Annotated in this window: 15 protein-coding genes and 1 tRNA gene; 9 read left to right on the plus strand and 7 right to left on the minus strand. The window is 57.7% G+C overall.

All coding sequences use genetic code 11. The features are described 5' to 3' along the window. Positions 1–26 precede the first annotated feature (26 nt). The 5 genes from SH664x_RS14205 to SH664x_RS14225 all read left to right on the plus strand — a co-directional run bounded on the left by SH664x_RS14205 (position 27) and on the right by SH664x_RS14225 (position 5,587). Entirely contained in the window at positions 27–1,040 is a 1,014-nt protein-coding gene (locus SH664x_RS14205; protein WP_437201965.1) for an ATP-grasp domain-containing protein, read from the plus strand. A 12-nt stretch (positions 1,041–1,052) separates the two neighbouring features. Continuing rightward, positions 1,053–2,099, plus strand: a complete 1,047-nt coding sequence (locus tag SH664x_RS14210) for a hydantoinase/oxoprolinase family protein (RefSeq protein WP_437201966.1) — start codon at positions 1,053–1,055, stop codon at positions 2,097–2,099. 386 nt (positions 2,100–2,485) lie between these two features. Continuing rightward, on the plus strand, positions 2,486–3,610 hold the full coding sequence (locus SH664x_RS14215; protein ID WP_437201967.1) for an FHA domain-containing protein: 1,125 nt from the start codon (positions 2,486–2,488) through the stop codon (positions 3,608–3,610). A 113-nt stretch (positions 3,611–3,723) separates the two neighbouring features. Continuing rightward, a complete protein-coding gene (locus SH664x_RS14220) occupies positions 3,724–4,914 on the plus strand; it encodes a glycosyltransferase family 4 protein (RefSeq protein WP_437201969.1) in 1,191 nt (396 codons plus the stop codon). Positions 4,915–5,516: 602 nt separating this feature from the next. Next, positions 5,517–5,587 (plus strand) — tRNA-Gln (locus tag SH664x_RS14225). A gap of 163 nt (positions 5,588–5,750) precedes the next feature. Here the strand turns inward: SH664x_RS14225 and SH664x_RS14230 are convergent. Next, positions 5,751–6,299: a sigma-70 family RNA polymerase sigma factor gene (locus SH664x_RS14230; RefSeq protein WP_437201971.1), complete on the minus strand. Its 549-nt coding sequence runs from the start codon at positions 6,297–6,299 to the stop codon at positions 5,751–5,753. Positions 6,300–6,434: 135 nt separating this feature from the next. Next, positions 6,435–7,088 (minus strand): hypothetical protein, encoded by a 654-nt coding sequence (locus SH664x_RS14235; RefSeq protein WP_437201972.1) that lies wholly within the window; start codon positions 7,086–7,088, stop codon positions 6,435–6,437. A 398-nt stretch (positions 7,089–7,486) separates the two neighbouring features. Between SH664x_RS14235 and SH664x_RS14240 the strand changes: the two genes are divergently transcribed. From SH664x_RS14240 to SH664x_RS14255, 4 genes are all read left to right on the plus strand, one after another. Beyond that, positions 7,487–7,726: a type II toxin -antitoxin system TacA 1-like antitoxin gene (locus SH664x_RS14240; protein ID WP_437201973.1), complete on the plus strand. Its 240-nt coding sequence runs from the start codon at positions 7,487–7,489 to the stop codon at positions 7,724–7,726. Positions 7,727–8,090: 364 nt separating this feature from the next. Beyond that, on the plus strand, positions 8,091–9,785 hold the full coding sequence (locus SH664x_RS14245) for an NUDIX domain-containing protein (RefSeq protein ID WP_437201974.1): 1,695 nt from the start codon (positions 8,091–8,093) through the stop codon (positions 9,783–9,785). 60 nt (positions 9,786–9,845) lie between these two features. Further along, positions 9,846–11,087, plus strand: coding sequence for an SIR2 family protein (locus SH664x_RS14250; RefSeq protein ID WP_437201977.1), 1,242 nt, complete (start codon positions 9,846–9,848; stop codon positions 11,085–11,087). Further along, entirely contained in the window at positions 11,084–12,910 is a 1,827-nt protein-coding gene (locus SH664x_RS14255; RefSeq protein ID WP_437201978.1) for an ATP-binding protein, read from the plus strand. The genes SH664x_RS14250 and SH664x_RS14255 overlap by 4 nt, the downstream gene beginning before the upstream one ends. A 52-nt stretch (positions 12,911–12,962) precedes the next feature. Here the strand turns inward: SH664x_RS14255 and SH664x_RS14260 are convergent, their stop codons facing one another. Genes SH664x_RS14260 through SH664x_RS14280 form a run of 5 tightly spaced genes read right to left on the minus strand, consistent with a single transcriptional unit; the run spans position 12,963 to position 17,026 of the window. Then, on the minus strand, positions 12,963–13,214 hold the full coding sequence (locus tag SH664x_RS14260; protein WP_437201979.1) for a hypothetical protein: 252 nt from the start codon (positions 13,212–13,214) through the stop codon (positions 12,963–12,965). Then, the gene (locus tag SH664x_RS14265; protein ID WP_437201980.1) at positions 13,211–15,115 is read right to left on the minus strand and encodes a hypothetical protein; all 1,905 of its coding nucleotides are present in this window, start codon (positions 15,113–15,115) and stop codon (positions 13,211–13,213) included. The genes SH664x_RS14260 and SH664x_RS14265 overlap by 4 nt, the downstream gene beginning before the upstream one ends. A 3-nt stretch (positions 15,116–15,118) precedes the next feature. Further along, positions 15,119–15,424, minus strand: a complete 306-nt coding sequence (locus SH664x_RS14270) for a hypothetical protein (RefSeq protein WP_437201982.1) — start codon at positions 15,422–15,424, stop codon at positions 15,119–15,121. Positions 15,425–15,467: 43 nt separating this feature from the next. After that, a complete protein-coding gene (locus SH664x_RS14275; RefSeq protein WP_437201983.1) occupies positions 15,468–16,265 on the minus strand; it encodes a hypothetical protein in 798 nt (265 codons plus the stop codon). Further along, positions 16,262–17,026 (minus strand): hypothetical protein, encoded by a 765-nt coding sequence (locus tag SH664x_RS14280; protein WP_437201986.1) that lies wholly within the window; start codon positions 17,024–17,026, stop codon positions 16,262–16,264. The genes SH664x_RS14275 and SH664x_RS14280 overlap by 4 nt, the downstream gene beginning before the upstream one ends. Positions 17,027–17,168: the final 142 nt, after the last annotated feature.

Raw genomic sequence — 17,168 nt, forward strand, 5'->3', positions numbered from 1 at the left:
GACTCAAAGAGATTGAACACCTGCCGATGCAGCTCTTCCTGAGTGAATACCTTTGCAGTGGTGCCCTGGCCGATCAGGATCCTCCGGAATCGCTGCTGCTCGAAGGCCGCGCGATGTGGCAGGCCCTTGTGGAAGACTGCGCAGCCCTGCCGGGCGTGCACGTCAGCACCACCCTCGATGCCCGCCTGCCGTACGCGGAATCACTCAATCGTCCCAACATCGCGATCACCCGGGTCGACTCCGTTTTCGCTGCGGATGAACAGTTCACACAACTGGCTGAACAGGCGGATGCCGCACTCGTGGTCGCACCGGAGTTCCACGATCTCCTGGCGACGCAGGCCGAGCGACTGACAGCCTGCGGGACCAAAACTCTCCTCTCCATCCCGGACGCGATTCGACTCTGTGCGGACAAACTGCGGCTTTACGAGTTCTGCAGCAGTCGAGAAATCCCCACGATCCCGACCGTGCCCGCCGCCCCCCTTTCGCCTTGGGAAGCAACTGTCCTGAAGCTCAGGGACGGCGCAGGCTCGCTCGGCACACGACTTGTTCGCGGAACAGAAGAACTCCAGGCCGCACTGGCTGAAATTGATCCGGATGACTTCATCGCGCAGCCTTATGTCATCGGTCGGGCGCTCTCTGTGGCTGCAATTTTCCACAACGGCCAACCGGTCGCCCTCTTTCCCCCTGCGGAGCAATTGCTCTCCGCTGACAGACGGCTGCAGTACCTAGGAAGTCAGCTCCCCGCCCCTCATGTCTCCACGGACCGTCTTCACGCATTTGTCGCCCGGGTGGGTCGCCAGATTTCTGGATTGCAGGGCTACGTCGGCTTTGACCTGCTTCTGCCGGACGAATCTCCCGAACAGCCTCTGCTCGTGGAGATCAATCCCCGGCTGACGACCAGTTATCTGGCGTATCGGGAACTGGCGAAAGAAAATCTAGCCCGCTGGCTGATCGATCCGACAGACTCCTGTCCCCCGGAGTTCTCCGGAGCGGTGCGAATGACCGTCGGCGACACCTTTCACTTCCACAAACACAGCTGACGCAGCAATTTCATGTCTTCCCCGCTGAATTCGGTAGTGACATTCCCTCCTCTGGGCCTCGATATCGGCGGAGCGAACCTCAAAATCTCCGACGGCCACCGCACGCTCTCCTGGCCGTTCCCGCTCTGGAAGTCGCCTGCGGAGCTGAAAGACAAAATACGGGAGTTGCTCCAACAGTACCCAGTGGGGAGTCCACTGGCGGTCACGATGACCGGAGAACTCGCCGACTGCTTTAAGACCCGCAGGGAAGGGGTCCACCAGATCCTGACCGCCGTCGAAGCCGCAGCCACGGATCGTCCCCTTGCCATCTGGCAGACCGGCGGTGAATTTCTTTCCGCCCACGACGCCCGTGACCTTCCCGAACTGGTAGCGGCCGCCAACTGGCACGCCCTCGCCACCTGGGCAGGACGGATGGCACCGGTCGGCCCCTCATTGCTGGTCGATGTCGGCTCGACAACCACCGACATCATTCCGCTGGAAGAGGGGATTCCCGTTCCAGAAGGGCGGACCGACCTGGAACGGCTCGCTTCCGGAGAACTGCTGTACCTGGGCGTTCGACGAACGCCCCTCTGCGCCGTCACACAACAAGTCCCGGTGCGGGAACAGAATGTGGGAGTCGCCCGGGAACTGTTTGCCACCATGCAGGATGTCTGCCTGATTCTGGAACTCTGCCACGAGTCCCCTGACGACACGAACACCGCGAACGGTCGACCCGCCACACGACGCGAAGCAGCGATTCGACTCGCACGACTGGTCTGTTCCGACCTGGATGACCTGTCGGGGGACGACGTCCGCACCATCGCGGAGTCGATCTATCAGACAGCCCTGCAGCAGATCTCGACCGGACTGGCGGAGGTCATCGGTCGATTGGCCGGCCCGCCGGGAACGGTCCTCTTCTGCGGAGAAGGGGAATCTCTGGCCCGGGCCGCCTATCGGTCATTATTGTCCATCGACACGCGGGAGCAGCTGTCGCTGCAGGAGCTGATTGGCCCGGACCATTCTCAAGGGGCGTGCGCCTATGCACTTTCGCAGCTCTACCGGGAACATTTCTACAGCTGACCCGGGCATTTGAGATCGTCCGGGCTGTGGCGACGCCCCAATCAGGGGGAATTTGTCGAAGAACGATGCATCCTACGGGGCAGGGGCGTCGCGCAGACTGGTTCTGACCGTCACAAACTTGCAATCTTGGCAAGATGTTGCGTCAAATTTGACGTTACGTGAATTGTCACTCATAATCAGTTGCAGCTCGATGGAATGTTAAATCAGTCGCCAGGCGGAGGAGTGCGTCTTCGTCCAGTTACCTGACGCGTTGGAACTGGTCGAACAGTGAGACTTGTGATTGCGTGACTTTGGATGAATCGGACACCGCAAGGCGGAATTCTCCCTTTCTTCAATCGACATGCCTGCGATGCAGGCGCAGGAAAGAACGGCCTGCTCTAGGGATCATGGAGAATCAACTTTTGGCCATGCTGCAGTACGCGGCCGCGGTACAGAATCCGCTCCGGTTGCTGGTGCGCGCAGTTGACGGGTCAGAAACAACACACGAAATCAATTCCGCTTTCGCCATCGTGGGTCGGGGAGATGATTGCGATGTGGTCATTCCCGACCAGACCGTTTCCTACCGGCACCTCTACCTGCAGGCGATCGGCTCCCAGGTGGCCTGCATCGATCTTTTCAGCACGGGGGGAGTCCGGGCGAGCGGTCCGAAATTTCATGGCTGGCTCACTTCACAGAATACGTTGCAGATCGGCAGCGCCCGCATCCAGCTGCTCGATGAGGCCTGGATTGCTGACGAAACACTGAAAGCCCCGCTGGAGTTCCGCCCCCGCGACGAACAGCGCCCGGAATATGGGTTATTGCCGATGGTCGATCTGGAACTCCTCAACACCGCACAGCATGGCAAGAAGTGGCCGATCAACCGGGTCATCACTCTGGTCGGTCGCGACGAACGGTGCCGGATCACCGTGATGGACGATCGACTCTCACGCGTGCAGTGCAGCCTGTTGCTCCTCCCTTCGGGACTCTGGGCGATCGATATGCTCGGGAAGGGAGGAATTCAGATCAACGGACAGGAGTGCCGCTGCGCGCTGCTGGCAGCGGGTGCGGAACTGTCGTTCGGCCCGTATCGCGTGCGTGCTCACTATCCGCAAATCGAGGCCCGGCAGCTTCAGGGAAACATGACGGCCCAGACTCCCGAGGCCGACTTTCTGACCCGCTCCAACCGTATTCTCAAGGTCGAGTTTTATCACGATACCGTGATCATTCTGCCCACCGCTGAGTCCCAGAATTTTCTGTATCAGGACCTGCACATCGAAGCCAGCCGCATTACCGACATCATCTCGCAACGCGGCTACCGGCATGTCGTGGTCGACTTCTCACAGACCGCCATGGCAGGCCATCTGCTGCTGGAAGTCCTGATGTCCATCTGCCGGTCGACCCCCGGCCGCACCGTACTCTGCGGCGCAGATGAAAATGTTTTCAATGCCCTGCAGATGAGTCCGCTGAACCGCCGCTACCAGCACTACCAGAATCGACATGAGGCACTGCAGGCGGTCTACCTTCCGCTCTAGCCCCGATTGCTCTAACCTGCCTGTTCGCCGGGCAGGAAGAACAACATGATTTCCCCGGCCGCTCAGTCTGCTCCAGTCCTGACCCCTCTTGCCACTAACAGCCGACCGCCGCAGTGAACGTCGTTCATCTTATTACGCGGCTCATCATCGGAGGCGCTCAGGAAAACACACTGCACACCGTCGAGGACCAGCACCACCTGCATGGCGACCAGGTGACGCTGATCACCGGCCCCGCAGAAGGTCCTGAAGGGAGTCTGCTCCCCCGGGCTGCAGCCGGGGGCTTTCCCGTGGAAGTGCTGCCCGAACTGGTCCGCAGCATTCGCCCGACCACCGACTGGCAGGCCTACCGTCGACTCATCGCCCGCTTTCGCGAACTGCGTCCCGACATCGTCCATACCCACAGTTCCAAGGCTGGAATCGTCGGTCGAGCCGCCGCTCACAAGCTAGGTATCCCGGTAGTCCATACGATCCACGGAGCGTCGTTTCATTACGGGCAATCTCCACTTGCCTACCACGGCTACATTCAACTCGAACGGCTTGCCGCCCGCTGGACCGATCGTTTCATCAGTGTTGCTGACGACATGTCGCAGGAATACCTGCGGGCCGGCATCGCCACACCGGACCGCTACGAAACGGTTTACAGCGGCTTTGATGTTGAACCCTTTCTGAACCCTCCGGTTCCGCGTCACGAAGTCCGCCGCCGCTACGGCATCGACGAGCAGACCATCGTCGTTGGCAAGATCGGCCGTCTGTTCCACCTGAAGGGACACGAGTTCCTGATCAAAGCCGCTCCCGCGATCGTGGCACAGAATCCCCGCGTGAAATTCCTGCTGGTAGGCGATGGAATCCTGCGTCAAACCTACGAGCGGGAAATTGCTTCGCAGGGGCTGACCGACCATTTCATCTTCACCGGGTTGGTGCAACCGGGCATGATTCCCGAACTGATGGCCGCCATGGATCTGGTCGTGCACACCAGCCAATGGGAAGGGCTCGCACGAGTCCTGCCGCAGGGACTGATCGCCGGCAAACCTGTCGTCTCCTATGACGTCGGTGGTGCCCGTGAAGTGGTCATCCCCGGCGAGACCGGATTTCTTCTCCCGCGCGATTCACTGGAACCGCTGATCGATGCCGTTCTTCAGCTGGCAGGCGATGCGGAGCTGCGCGCCCGGTATGGGGCTGCCGGCCGGGAACGCTGTGCCCGGATCTTTCGCCACCAGTACATGACAGAGCAGATCCGGAAGGTTTATGAAGGCGTGCTGGCGAGCCGCACCCTACGCGGTGGCAGCATTCGGGCATTGAATTGACTCGTCGTCGCCAGGCGAATGCCAGCATTTCACCAGAGGAAACGCTGGCTGCACGGGCACCGGATAGAGTCCGGCTCTCGCAAGCGACCTGCCAGTCGAAGTTCCTCCCGCTAGAGCGAATCTCACGTACGTTTGGCGGCCTGGCGGCGGAAAACAAAGCGTTCTACAAAAATTTTTCCCACAAACGCCGCCACACTTCCCCGGGATCGGGGCTAACGCCAGGCCAGCGATTCGTCGGATGAAGTACGCACTTCGGTAACTTCGTCTGGCGGGGAGCTGCAACCGCTCCGCATTCATCTCCCTCGGCGATGCGCGCTCACTGAGCCTGCCCCCCTCTCGAGTGAGTGGCGATCACCGGCTGACTACCCCCGCGACGACCGGTCGGGCGAACGCATCAGCATCGCGAAGTCCGCCGCTCAACAGAGAGCGCCAAAACCAGGTGAACCTCCCCGTGCCCCACAACGTCTCGACCGATTAACAGCACCGCCGACTGCCTGAAATTTTGAGTTTGGCGAGAGAATCGGCGGGAAATCAAAATGCCGAAGGGGTGCGGATGTCCGATCTTGCAATTCTTCGACGAACGACTATGTTTCCCAGAGAATTACCCGGTAGTGTAACGGTAGCACAACAGGTTTTGGTCCTGTTCGTCGAGGTTCGAATCCTCGCCGGGTAACTCAGCAAACCGCGTCAAGGAAACGACTTACATCGACACCCTTGACGCGGTTTTTGCATTGAATTAGGTCGGTGCAACCTCCGTGCAACCAGCCAGGGGTGAACGCTAGCGACAAAAAATCTCCCGGCCTGTGGCCTGCAAACCGGGGGCATCTCATCCGGTGTCACGCCGGAATCGGCAGCGGATAATCGAGAATGGCCGACATCGCCAGCGGCTCCAGCTGGTGCACGCGATGCCTGGTACAGCCGATCTGCTCCGCGATTTCCTGTTGCGTGTCCCCATTGAACTTGCCCCTCAGAATGCGGGCGTAGCGATCCGGCAGCGAGCCGAGAGCCGTGGACATCATTTCGCAGTTTTCCCTTCTCTCTGGCGACATCACCAGCTCACGTGAAACCGGCTCGTGCTTCAGGGGCAGCGGTTGCCGGTGATGCCCCGACTGGCTGTAGGCCAGTTTTCTCATCAGCCCCCAGAGCCTCCAGTAGGCGTAGGTGATGGGATTCGATTTGCTGGGGTCGTAACTCGTGGTCTTGAGGAGTGACAGGAATGTCTCCTGAACCAGGTCCTCGGCCTTGTCCCGATCACCGTTCAGCCACTTGGTGGCTTTTTCAAGCAGGTAGTTACGACCCCGTGGCGTCATCACAGTCCGGAGAAGTTCCCGGGCTGCATCGCGGTCGATTTCAGGTGCGGAGGAAATGGGAGTGGGCGCAATCATGAACGAACCCCTTTCGGGAATGAGTGTGTGAAGGCCACTGCGGAGAGTCGCAGGGCGTGAAAGCAGGAACGAGAGAAAGATGTCCCCGGCGGACCAGGCGGTCGCACCGGGGAGCGACCATGCAGCCGGCGACCGTCAGTCAGTCACGGCATCGACGGCAGCCCGGACTTTCCGCAGGGCCTCGCGATCGCGGCCGGGAGCTTTGACGATGAACTGCACGTCGTTGTGGCCGGGCACCCGCAGCAGCCGCAGTCCCGGTTCATTTACTGGCAGTTCCAGAGGGGCTGACTCTTCCCGCTTCAGGGGCTTCACGTGGAGAGCCCAGAACTGCGGAGAGGGAGCCAGCTGCATTTCCCGGAGGTTGAACTCCCGAACGCACCGACGGGCGTCGCTGTTGCGAATCGGATCGCTGGCATCGGGCGGGAGATCGTATTCGCTTTCCGGAACCCAGAGCGACGACTTCTTCACCTGAATCACGGTGAACCCGGGGGCATGGCGATAGACCACAATATGCCAGGTGTCCGGACGACTCGGATCAGCCATGCAACGGCGGTTCAGTTCCGCGGCCAGTGACGTGGCGAGATCCAGCGGCATTCCCACCGAATATCGCGAGGGCAGGTTCGTGTGACTCTTGGGCACCCAGGTCGGCTCAGTCTGACGGATGATCAGTACCCGGGAATTGGCAGGTGTCGCAATCGGCAATTCCATTTCTTCCGGCGGAATGCTGAAAACGGAAGTGTCGACGGGACGGGGAAGGGAAAGTCGACATTGCAAAGTGGTCGAAACCATGAAATACTCTCCTTGGAGTGCCCGTCGACGTCGTGAGAAAATGGCGACGGGCGGCCATGATGACCCCGGTTGCACCATGCGGCCGGGGTTTCTTTTTTGCGCTGTGCTTTGTGGAATCAGCACGCTGCCCGGAGGTGGCTGTCCTCTTCAGCCTAAAGAAAAACCCGCTGGCCGGAAGGGACGAGCTTCGCGGCAGCGGGCTAGATCCAGGCAATGCCCGGGTATTCGATTTTGCGTGATGACCGCGGCTCTCGTCCAGCCATGTGGTCAGCATGATGAAGACGGTACCCGCTTCTCGCGTGATGTCAATAGATACCTATAGGGTTTCTTAGGATTTTCGTGCAGCCTGCACCGAGGGAACTCTTGAACGCGGATCGTTGTTCATCTCAGATACCGTCATGGCAAAGAAGGCAACCAACGCATCCCGTCAGCAATCAGGTCAGCAACTCAACGTCCGCTGCACTGACGATGACGCCGCGTTGTTTGCAAGGGCAGCTGAGATTGAAGGGGCTGACACTGCACAGCGCTGGATGGTGCAAGTCTGCCGCAAACGGGCCCGGCAGATCATCTCCGCAGCGGAATCCGGCCAGGCTGTCCGGATCAGCGAGACCGTGATTGTGCCGGATGAGGGCAAGTAGAGGGCGGGCAGGCTGCAGGGGCTTCGGCAGATCAGTGAGGGTGAAGAGGGCGATTGCGGCGGCCACGCAAAGGTGTTGGGCGGCCATGGCATTCAATGTACTGTCTTAAACCTGACAGGGAATGCTGACGCGATCAACATTCAGCGATTTCTGCGGTGGCAGATGGAAGGCGATCAAGTTTGGATGTAACGGCCATTCTTGCAAAACGCCATTGGCATGCGAAATCAGGTCCATCTTCAAATACCGGATCACCATAACCTGTCGGGTACAGCTGAATCGGCGGGGCTTTTTCATTGATTAGCGTGACTTACTGTGGTGGTATGGGGCGCTCCTTATTCACCTGACAGAAATGAAGGATAGTACCGTGACGTCAATTCAACAGATTGTCGATCGCTATCTCAAGGCATTTCCTGAGGAAAAAGAGCGGCTTCAGCCACTGTGCGATCTCATCAATCATGCCTCTGTCGAAGATCTCATCTCTCGGAAAAATACTGCGGGACACGTCACCGCCAGCGGATTTATAGTCGATGTGGCCCGTCGCCAAGTCTTGCGGCTCCAACATAAGGCACTGCGAGAGCTCCTTCAGCCCGGGGGGCACCTTGAACCAGAAGATGAATCCCCACTAGAGGGCGCAAGGCGAGAAATCCGAGAAGAAACAAGCATCACTTCACTCGATCACATTGCCTTCCATCCTGACTACAGCGTCCCTATCGACATCGACACGCATGCAATCCCAGCCAATGGTGATGAAAAAGAGCACCTGCACCACGACTTTCGCTACCTTTTCATTAGCCGTAACCCCTCTGAGTTCGTACAGAATAATCATGAATTCGAAACGTATGAGTGGGGAGACATTGGCGAACTGATGCGAATGGCAACATTCGAGCGACTCAAACCTAAAATCGAAATCGCCTTAAGCAAAGAGTTTCGCTCAAAACTCTTTTTTGACCGGATCGTTGAGAAAACCATCCCTGCCAAGCTGTGCAATTCAATCATCGTGGGGCATTGCGTGCCAGACGTAAAGGTCTTTCTGCGAGCACTCAACCTGCGAGTTCCGATTCAGGCACTCATTCCAAAGCCAAGGTCATTGGTTGATAAAGTGGCCGAGGAGCTTGTCGCCGACTTTCCTGTTCTTTCCTGGACGCGGGAGAATATTCACGCCAACCCAATTGAACTCGCAAAGCTTATTCAATCTGCTCCGCATCCCTGCGTTCTGTTCGATATTGGAGGATGGTTTGCGCCAATCGCCAAATGGCTTGCTGATCAATGTGGAGAGAAGTTGCTCGCAATCGTGGAAGACACCGAGAACGGACACCAAAAGTATGAAGCACAAGGAGATGTTACCGTCCCGGTGATTTCCGTGGCCAGAAGCCCATTAAAGCAGAATGAGGATTTTCTGGTCGGGCAATCCATCGTATTTTCTTGCGATGCGATTCTCCGGAGCGCGGGCTTCAACATCGAATATCAGACTTGCGCTGTGTTTGGCTATGGAAAGATTGGTTCATCCATTGCACAGCACTTGCTTGTACGTGGGATTAAGCCTTGGGTGTTTGACAGAAACCCGCTCTTGCGGATTGCCGCGTCGAACCGGATGTGCCTGATTCCCCCGCGTGAGGAAATCTTGGCTCATGCAGACGTCATTTTCTGTGCAACGGGGCAAAAGGTCCTTGGCCCTGAGGAATTTGTCCGACTTAAGCCAGGTTGTGTGGTTTGTTCAGTGACGTCAGCGGATGACGAGCTGAATCTTGCTGGACTTGACAACTACACTCACGAAGAGGTCAAGCCTCGCATCGACAAGTACACTAGTTTCGGCAACTATTTCTATTTAATCAACAACGGCAACGCAGTAAACTTCGCACATAACCCAGCCCTTGGTAGCTATATTCATCTCGTCCGTGCAGAAATGATGTATTCGTTAAACATGATCACGCGACACGAGCCTCCCAGTCACAAAATTCACACATTGAGTGTTGAGGATCGGAATGTCGTTGCAGAAGCGTGGCTGGCGACCTATGCCGACGACACCGCTGGACATCACGACCTAGGAATTGCTGGATAGTCGACTGGAGAAAGGTGGACACGAACACATAGGGGACGTCCCATTCGTTGCGTGCATGCTATGAATAAAAAGACGAAATTGGGCGGAACGGCAATTCCGCGACACGGTGCAGATGGCCTACTCGGCGCTCAGCCCGAATCCCAAATCAATGCTGACCCAGTATCGGCAAGCATGATGGCGTTTCAGACGCCCGAGATCAACAACTATTTGCGAGACCTTGAGGATCAGCTGACTCAATGTCGCGTTGCGTTCCTCATGGGGGCCGGATGCAGCAAATGTGCAGGCTTGCCGCTGATGAATGAGTTGACGAGTAGAGTTCAGAAGAGCCTGCCTGTTCCTTCGTTGGACGTTCTGAATGCTGTCCTGGAAGGGTTCGAAGGATCTCCCCGATCCACGATAGAAGACTTCATGAGCGAGATTGTGGACTTAGTGGCTATCGCTGAGCGACGAAAGCTTCGCAACGCTTCATCACCTACGGTCAATGTCGCTGGGAGGACGTTCACTAGCGAAATCCTTGGCACTGCTCTCGATGACGTCAAGCGAGAAATCGCGAAAGCCATTGCCAATCCGCAAGTGGACCTACAGGTAGAAACGCACCGATTGTTTATTCGCACGCTTCACAGAACTCTTCGGTCAGGTCGCACTTCGACGTTCCGACACGCCGTCGACTATTTCACATTGAACTACGATACATTGATCGAAGATGCTCTTTCCCTGGAACGCGTTCCGACCATTGACGGGTTTCAGGGCGGTGCCACAGGCTGGTGGGACGTCAAGCTGTACCAGGAAGCGTCAGCGTCCGCACGCGTTTATAAATTGCATGGATCAATAGACTGGTGCCTCTGCGATGACGACATTTTGCCACGCCGCATTCGGGCTGGCGTCGCCGTGTCGTCGCGCAAAGATCACTTAATGATTTGGCCGGCGGCAACGAAATACCGGGAGACGCAACGTGATCCATACGCGCAGCTCGTTTCGCTTATGCGGCGATCCCTTCGCCCAGACACCACCGACATTGTCGTTTGCATTTGTGGTTATGCGTTTGCAGATGATCATATCAACTTTGAATTGGACCGCGCACTCCGCGAGTCCAACGGACGACTCACTTTTGTCGTATTCACCAGTGACGATGAGCCACGCGGCCAGCTCAAGCTGTGGAATGAAGATCCCCAACTCGCTGAACGCGTACGAATTCATGCCAACCGAGGTTTCTATCACGCGAATATAGCATATACCACTGCGCACGAACTCCCTTGGTGGAAGTTCGAGGTGCTAACCCAGATTCTCGCGGGACATCGATGACACCATACCCCCCAAACCCTGGCGACCCAATCGACAATCTCGCTATCGGACGGATCATCGAAGTTGACGGCCCCCATGTCGTCGCGGAACTCGACGCAAAGATTTCGGAACTCACCCGCGTTTACAACGGGACGCTTTACTCGATCGGACAGTTCGGCTCGATTGTCAAGATCCACTTCGGCCGACGTCTGATCTACGGCTATGTGTCACGACTGCGAATGAAGGCCGATTTCAATCGAGAACGAGGCATTCCGACGGATGAGAGCTCGTCGGCTCGCATTATTGAAGCCGATCTTTTCGGTGAAGGCGAATGGAAATACACGGCCGGTGAATGGAGGCTTGCATTTGAAAGGGGAGTGTCAACTTTTCCGTTGCCGCAGCAAGGGATGTACTTAACGCCACGGAATGAGCTGGCAGATGTCTTCGGCCGAGGCGGCGACTTCAGCTTGGAATTTGGCGAGCACGTCGGTAGTGGGGGAACGCCGTGCCACCTTGATCTCGATGAACTGCTTGGCAAACACACAGCGGTTCTAGGCTCAACCGGTGCAGGCAAGTCGAGTGCGGTCGCGGCGATTGTACATTCTCTTCTGCAGCACGGGGCAAAATGCTCGTTTCCATGTTGGAGTCCACGCATCATCATTCTTGACCCTCACAACGAATATGGAAGCGCATTCCCGAGCCACAATCGGCTTTCTACCGATGAAGGAACATTGTCGCTTCCATACTGGATGCTTGATCTTGAAGAAACAATTGCCCTTATAATCGGAAAGACGGAATTTGCAGCCACCTCACAGACCAACATAGTGAAGAATGCCTTAATTGCTTCGCGCCGAGCGGGTGCGTTGGCGTTAGGATTGAATCCAGATGAAATTACCGTTGATTCACCTGTGCCCTATCTCTTGGGAGACCCAACAGGCCTGGACAATCTGGGCATGAGAAACGGCTCACTCGATACAAATGGGCTCGTCGGGCAGATCAACGACCAACGTCCGAAAGATAGCAAGGACAAGTCGAAGCATGAGGAATTCAACAAGGTCATTCGAAAGCTAGAAGGTCTGCTTCGTGATAGTCGCTTAAAATTCATGATGCAGCCTTGGACGGGCACAAAGGACGACGGTCAGTTGTCGAGGGTGCTACTGCAATTTCTTGGTTCGGGGGACCCCGTGTGCATCTTCGACCTGTCGGGTGTACCGAATGAGATCGCTGGAGCAGCAAGCTCTGCTGTAGCTCGTACATTATTTGCCACCAAACTATGGCAATCGAATGAAGAACGGGCGATAAGCCCTGTACTGTTGATCTGCGAAGAGGCGCACAGGTACGTTCCGCATCGAGGTGATGCTCAGTACTCCGCCGCGAGGCACGCGATTCAACGCCTTGCCAAAGAAGGCCGTAAGTATGGAATTGCCTTGATGCTAGTCTCTCAGCGTCCAAGTGAAGTGGATGCAACTGTGTTGTCGCAGTGCAACTCGTGGATCGTGCTGCGAATCACGAATGATTCTGACAGAGAGCACGTTAGGGCAATTCTTCCGGATTCTCTTGTTGGACTTACCAAGGTTCTTTCCGGCCTGCGCCAACGCGAAGCAATTGTTGTCGGACAAGCAGCGGCGATCCCTTCGCGAATTCTCATCCGTAGGCTCGAACCTTTACAATTGCCACGGTCGAACGACATCAGTTTTACCAACGGATGGCGTTCACCTCACATGGATGAGTGCTCCCTCGCTGCCATCGCAGAGAGATGGCAACTGCAAGAGAGGCTCCGCGAGAAAAAGGTCGGCATTAAAAGCACGCAAACGGCGGAGGCAGATGCTGGGCCACCGTTCTGACAGCTGATTATGTGTTTCCCTCGCCAGATGCGTCGTCGCCCCGCCCCGTGATTCACGCATCGGATTCCGGAACCCCGGCGTTCAGCCGCAGGGCCGTGATTTTCAGGGCGAGGAACGAGCTGCGGAGACTCACGGCGATCAGCCGGCGTTGCTGCGGTGTCAGTTTCCGCAGGTTTCCGGATTCGATCTGGTCCGCCAGCCCGGGGAGCGAATCGGCGTAGGGGGAGAGTTCCCAGCCCAGCTTCTGCAGCCGGGCCAGCTCCTGTTCCGCCTCGTGAAGACACCGCAGCTGTTCCGTCGTCACTGGACCGTCGCCCCGCTTTTCTTCGTGTTCTTCTCGATCTTGCCGAGATGGTCGTTCATGGTGTCCAGCTTGCCCGACACCGAGTTCGTCCCGAACTCTCGACTGGCGTACATGCCGAACGTCCCATGCCCCCCGACTCCGCCGCCTGTTCCCATCGACACGTCTGGCATGTTGAACCCTCCGAACGGATTTTTCTTCGGGTCCGTGACGGTCGAGTTGGCCTCGTTTCTCGCTTTGCGATAGTCGTCCATGGCCTTTTTCAGTTCGGCTTGTGAGTCGGCGATTTTCCGGTCGAGGTCCTCCTGGTTGGTTTCGAGAGCCCCGGCCTCCTGGCGGTTGATCTCGTCGATCTTCCTCTTCGTTTCCCGTTCCCGATCGAGAATGGACTGATCCCGATCGTCGCTGATCTTCGACATGCCGGCATCGTGGGCCACGTCGATCCCTGCGTCTGCCTTCTGCAGGAACGCTTCGGCCATGGCAGGGCTCATCCCCGAGGCCTTGGCGAGGACACGCATCAGGATCTTGGAGACCGCCGTCTCGGCGTGCTGCATCGCCTGCCTGACGGGAGTGATGATCAGTGAGAACGCATCGGCGATGAACCGGGCGGTTTCCGCCCAGACTCTCGAGATCGTCGCCGACAGCTTGATGAACATGTCCGCCGCCACCTTCACGAACCCGTTCCAGATGCCGGAAAGTTTCGTCGTCCCCTTGAGCCAGGCGAGCTTGAGCGACGTCCACAACACTTCTGCCGCGGCTCCCCAGTCCCCGCCCGAGATGGCCGTCTTGATGGCGTTGAACACTTCCGCCGCATGTTCATAGAGGGGCTTGAACAGCGTCCCCAGCCACTCGATCGCATTGCCGGACGCGAACGCCCAGGCGACCACACCCGCCAACGCGACGGCCACGGCCCCCATCGGCGTCGCGACCGCCCCGACGACCGTCCCCAGTGCTGTGAGGGCGGTGGACATCGCGGCCATTGCCGCACCGGCCCCCCAGAGGATGCCGGCGATTGTCAGTATCGCGGCTCCGGCACCGGCGGCGACCGTACCGATCACGGCGATCATCTTGACCAGCCCCTGATTCTCCGTGACGAAGTCGGCGACGAAGGTGATGCCTTTTGAAATGAGCGAGACGTACTTCGTGACGACAGGCAGGACGGCCGTCCCGACCGCTTCCCAGAAATTTTTGATGGACGCCCCCAATGCTTTGATCTGATTGGCATAGCTGCCACTTTCGCGAACAGCACTGCCGATTGCTCCCTGGTGCGCCATTCGATTTCGAATCTCGGCCATGCGGGCCATCGTCTTCTGAGCCTCAGTGGCATCATGATAGTCGACACCGAACATCTGCTTGACGATCGGCTCCAGGGCTCCGACTTTCAGGTTGACCCCGAACTTATCCATGACTTCGGTCGACCCTGACATTGCGGAAATGAATCGCTGCATCGCCTCATCGTCGGCGATGTTGTGGAATGCGGCGAAGTCGACCGACAGCGATTGCATCATCTTCGAGAGTTCTGCGGCCTCCTTCGAGCCCTTGCCCAGTCCCAGGAAGAACGACTGGAAGGTCGCCAGTCCCGTGACGGTGTCGATCTTGGCCCGGCCGATCGTCTTCGAGAAGTTCTCCGCCCACTTCAGGGTGTCGTCGGACTGGTCGCCGAACGTGGCGCGGAACTTGGCCATCGCCTCTTCCATGTCGGAGGCAGCCTTGGTGGCCGGGACGAATGCGGAAGACAGGATGCTGCCGACCCCGGTGAACACGGCTCCGATCTTGCCGACACTGAGCGAGAACGCTTTGAGGTTGCGGGAGATCCGCTTCACCCCTTGTTGGAACTTGCTGTCGTCAGCGAAGAATTCGACGTAAGCTCGACCGGCTCGGATTCCCTTGGCGGATGCTGCCATTTACTATCCCCTTCTACGGTAAAAATTTCCCATTGCCTGAATCAGCGAATTGGCGGCCGCCTCGATCGTTTCACAGCGGGCCAGTAACTCAAAAAATTGCTCCAACGTAATCCCACGCTCCTCAGCCTGTGGTTCACAGCAACACCACAGAGCCCCCAGCAACAATTTCGGTTTCTTGGCCAGTTTGCCGATGGCAGCGGGTTTCGGCTTCGACAGGTCCAACGACAACTGGTCGCGGATACGCTGGATGGACGCCCGGTCGAATTGCAGGTTCCAGACGCGTCCAGTGTGGTCGTTGAATTGGGACATTCTCTGCACTTTGTTTCAGTGAGGAACGATGAACCTGACCTCGTCAGCGATAAGTCTGTTCGGCTTGAATTGCCTGTGCGATTTCGTCCGTGCCACGACCTTCCCGTAACATCCGGTAACACTGGTTCGCGAACGCGTGATCCACGAATCCGCACGTCGCCAGCATCGTTTCCACCTGCTCCCGCCTGTCGTTTTCACGGCGATCGAGAGCGGTCATGATCTCTGCTCCAATCAGCTCGCCGAGTGCCCGCTGATCCTCGGGTGACAGTTCATCGTCGCCCCCTTCTTGGAACCCGGACGGTCTCCAGCTGGCTTCCAGATCGCCCGCCATGAACCGCAATTTGGCGTGTTCATCAGCTCCAATCGGCACAAGGCTTCCCTCCTTGAGTCCCCAGGAGGTGACGACATTGACCGGGCCTGTGAAATTTCTTCCGGCAACGAGTTCGGATTTCCCGGAAGGGACATGCGTCTTCTCGAGAACCTCATACCCGGCACTGATGTCGGTCAGGTGGCCCTCGCGGACCAGCGTGAATGCCTTCTCGGCTTCCTTGGCGGTCGAGAAGTGCAGGGTGCCGACAACATGATCTCCAGACACCTGTAAATCGCGAATGCTTCCCAGTTGGCGATTCACGGTGCTGCGATCGTGCCCATCCAGTAACGGGACCTGTTTCGGCAGCGTGACGCCGGACACCAGTAGAACTTCAGGAATGACCGTCCACCGCTCACGATCAAACATCGGAACGGCGGATTCCGTGGCGATGGTGGCGACGACGGTCCGAGATTCCGGATTGACCGTATCGGCCCGGAGCTGGTCGAAGCGAAACTGGATTCTGTCTCTCATGCCATTGCCTCCGATCGACTCAGCCTCTCCTCGTCTGCCGCGGCCAACTCGGAAAAGGCAGTGGGTGGTCCCAGAGTGAGGATTTCACGAATGGATAAATCGACCAGACGGACAGGCTCATCTCCCAGAGCAGACCAGTATGTCTGGAAACAGGTCCACGGCTCGGAACTGCGAGTGAGCAGGGAATCCATTGCCGGCAATCCGGCAGCAGTCATGCGATGTGAGACGTGAGCCATTACCCGCAGAAACGTTGGTCCATGACCTCGCTGCTTGCTGGAGAATTCCGGGTCAGCAGCACGTTGGGCCGCTTCCACAGCACTCCAGATCATCGCCCGCTGTTCTGCTGTGAGGGAACTGATCAGAGGGTTTTCAACGGCGGCAATCACCGACGGAGTTTCTGTCGGGTCAAGATCATGAGTTTCGGTCCGCTGCGCCGGATACGTGATGAAGTGCCCCGCCTCATGAAACGTGAGATTGAGGAGCGCGTAATAGCGGTGTGCTGACCCATATTCCAGAAAAGCGGACTCGACGATCACCGTCCCAAAGCCCCGGCCGCGCCAGTCTCCGTCAGCCTGCAACAGGGACTTGAGTCCGAGGTCCTGGTCTGGACCCGTCCACCCCCAGAGGCCGGGCTGGAACGTCATCCCCATCCGGTGTCGACAGTCAACGTCCGAAACGACGTAGACCGGCAGGGTCGACGGGAAATCGAGCGGTAGAACTCGGCGAAGTTCGGCGATGAATGGCAGCCCGAAATTCCTCACGCGACCTCCAGGGCTTTGCCAGTCAACCGCTGCTGTTCCTGAGTTACTGCGGCGATCTGCTGTTCGATGGAAGCGATTTCGGTAGAAAGCCTGTCGGCTTCTTCCCTTGCCTGTGAGGTTCCGGGGATCGGCCGCCCTTGTT

Source organism: Planctomicrobium aquicomposti (genome assembly GCF_051466325.1).
Classification (GTDB): Bacteria; Planctomycetota; Planctomycetia; order Planctomycetales; family Planctomycetaceae; genus Planctomicrobium.

Coding starts and splice junctions, on each gene's coding strand:
- SH664x_RS14205 (WP_437201965.1), top strand. CDS start 27: ATGCAGCTCTTCCTGAGTGAATACCTTTGCAGTGGTGCCCTGGCCGAT.
- SH664x_RS14210 (WP_437201966.1), top strand. CDS start 1,053: ATGTCTTCCCCGCTGAATTCGGTAGTGACATTCCCTCCTCTGGGCCTC.
- SH664x_RS14215 (WP_437201967.1), top strand. CDS start 2,486: ATGGAGAATCAACTTTTGGCCATGCTGCAGTACGCGGCCGCGGTACAG.
- SH664x_RS14230 (WP_437201971.1), bottom strand. CDS start 6,299: ATGATTGCGCCCACTCCCATTTCCTCCGCACCTGAAATCGACCGCGAT.
- SH664x_RS14235 (WP_437201972.1), bottom strand. CDS start 7,088: ATGGTTTCGACCACTTTGCAATGTCGACTTTCCCTTCCCCGTCCCGTC.
- SH664x_RS14240 (WP_437201973.1), top strand. CDS start 7,487: ATGGCAAAGAAGGCAACCAACGCATCCCGTCAGCAATCAGGTCAGCAA.
- SH664x_RS14250 (WP_437201977.1), top strand. CDS start 9,846: ATGAATAAAAAGACGAAATTGGGCGGAACGGCAATTCCGCGACACGGT.
- SH664x_RS14255 (WP_437201978.1), top strand. CDS start 11,084: ATGACACCATACCCCCCAAACCCTGGCGACCCAATCGACAATCTCGCT.
- SH664x_RS14265 (WP_437201980.1), bottom strand. CDS start 15,115: ATGGCAGCATCCGCCAAGGGAATCCGAGCCGGTCGAGCTTACGTCGAA.
- SH664x_RS14270 (WP_437201982.1), bottom strand. CDS start 15,424: ATGTCCCAATTCAACGACCACACTGGACGCGTCTGGAACCTGCAATTC.
- SH664x_RS14275 (WP_437201983.1), bottom strand. CDS start 16,265: ATGAGAGACAGAATCCAGTTTCGCTTCGACCAGCTCCGGGCCGATACG.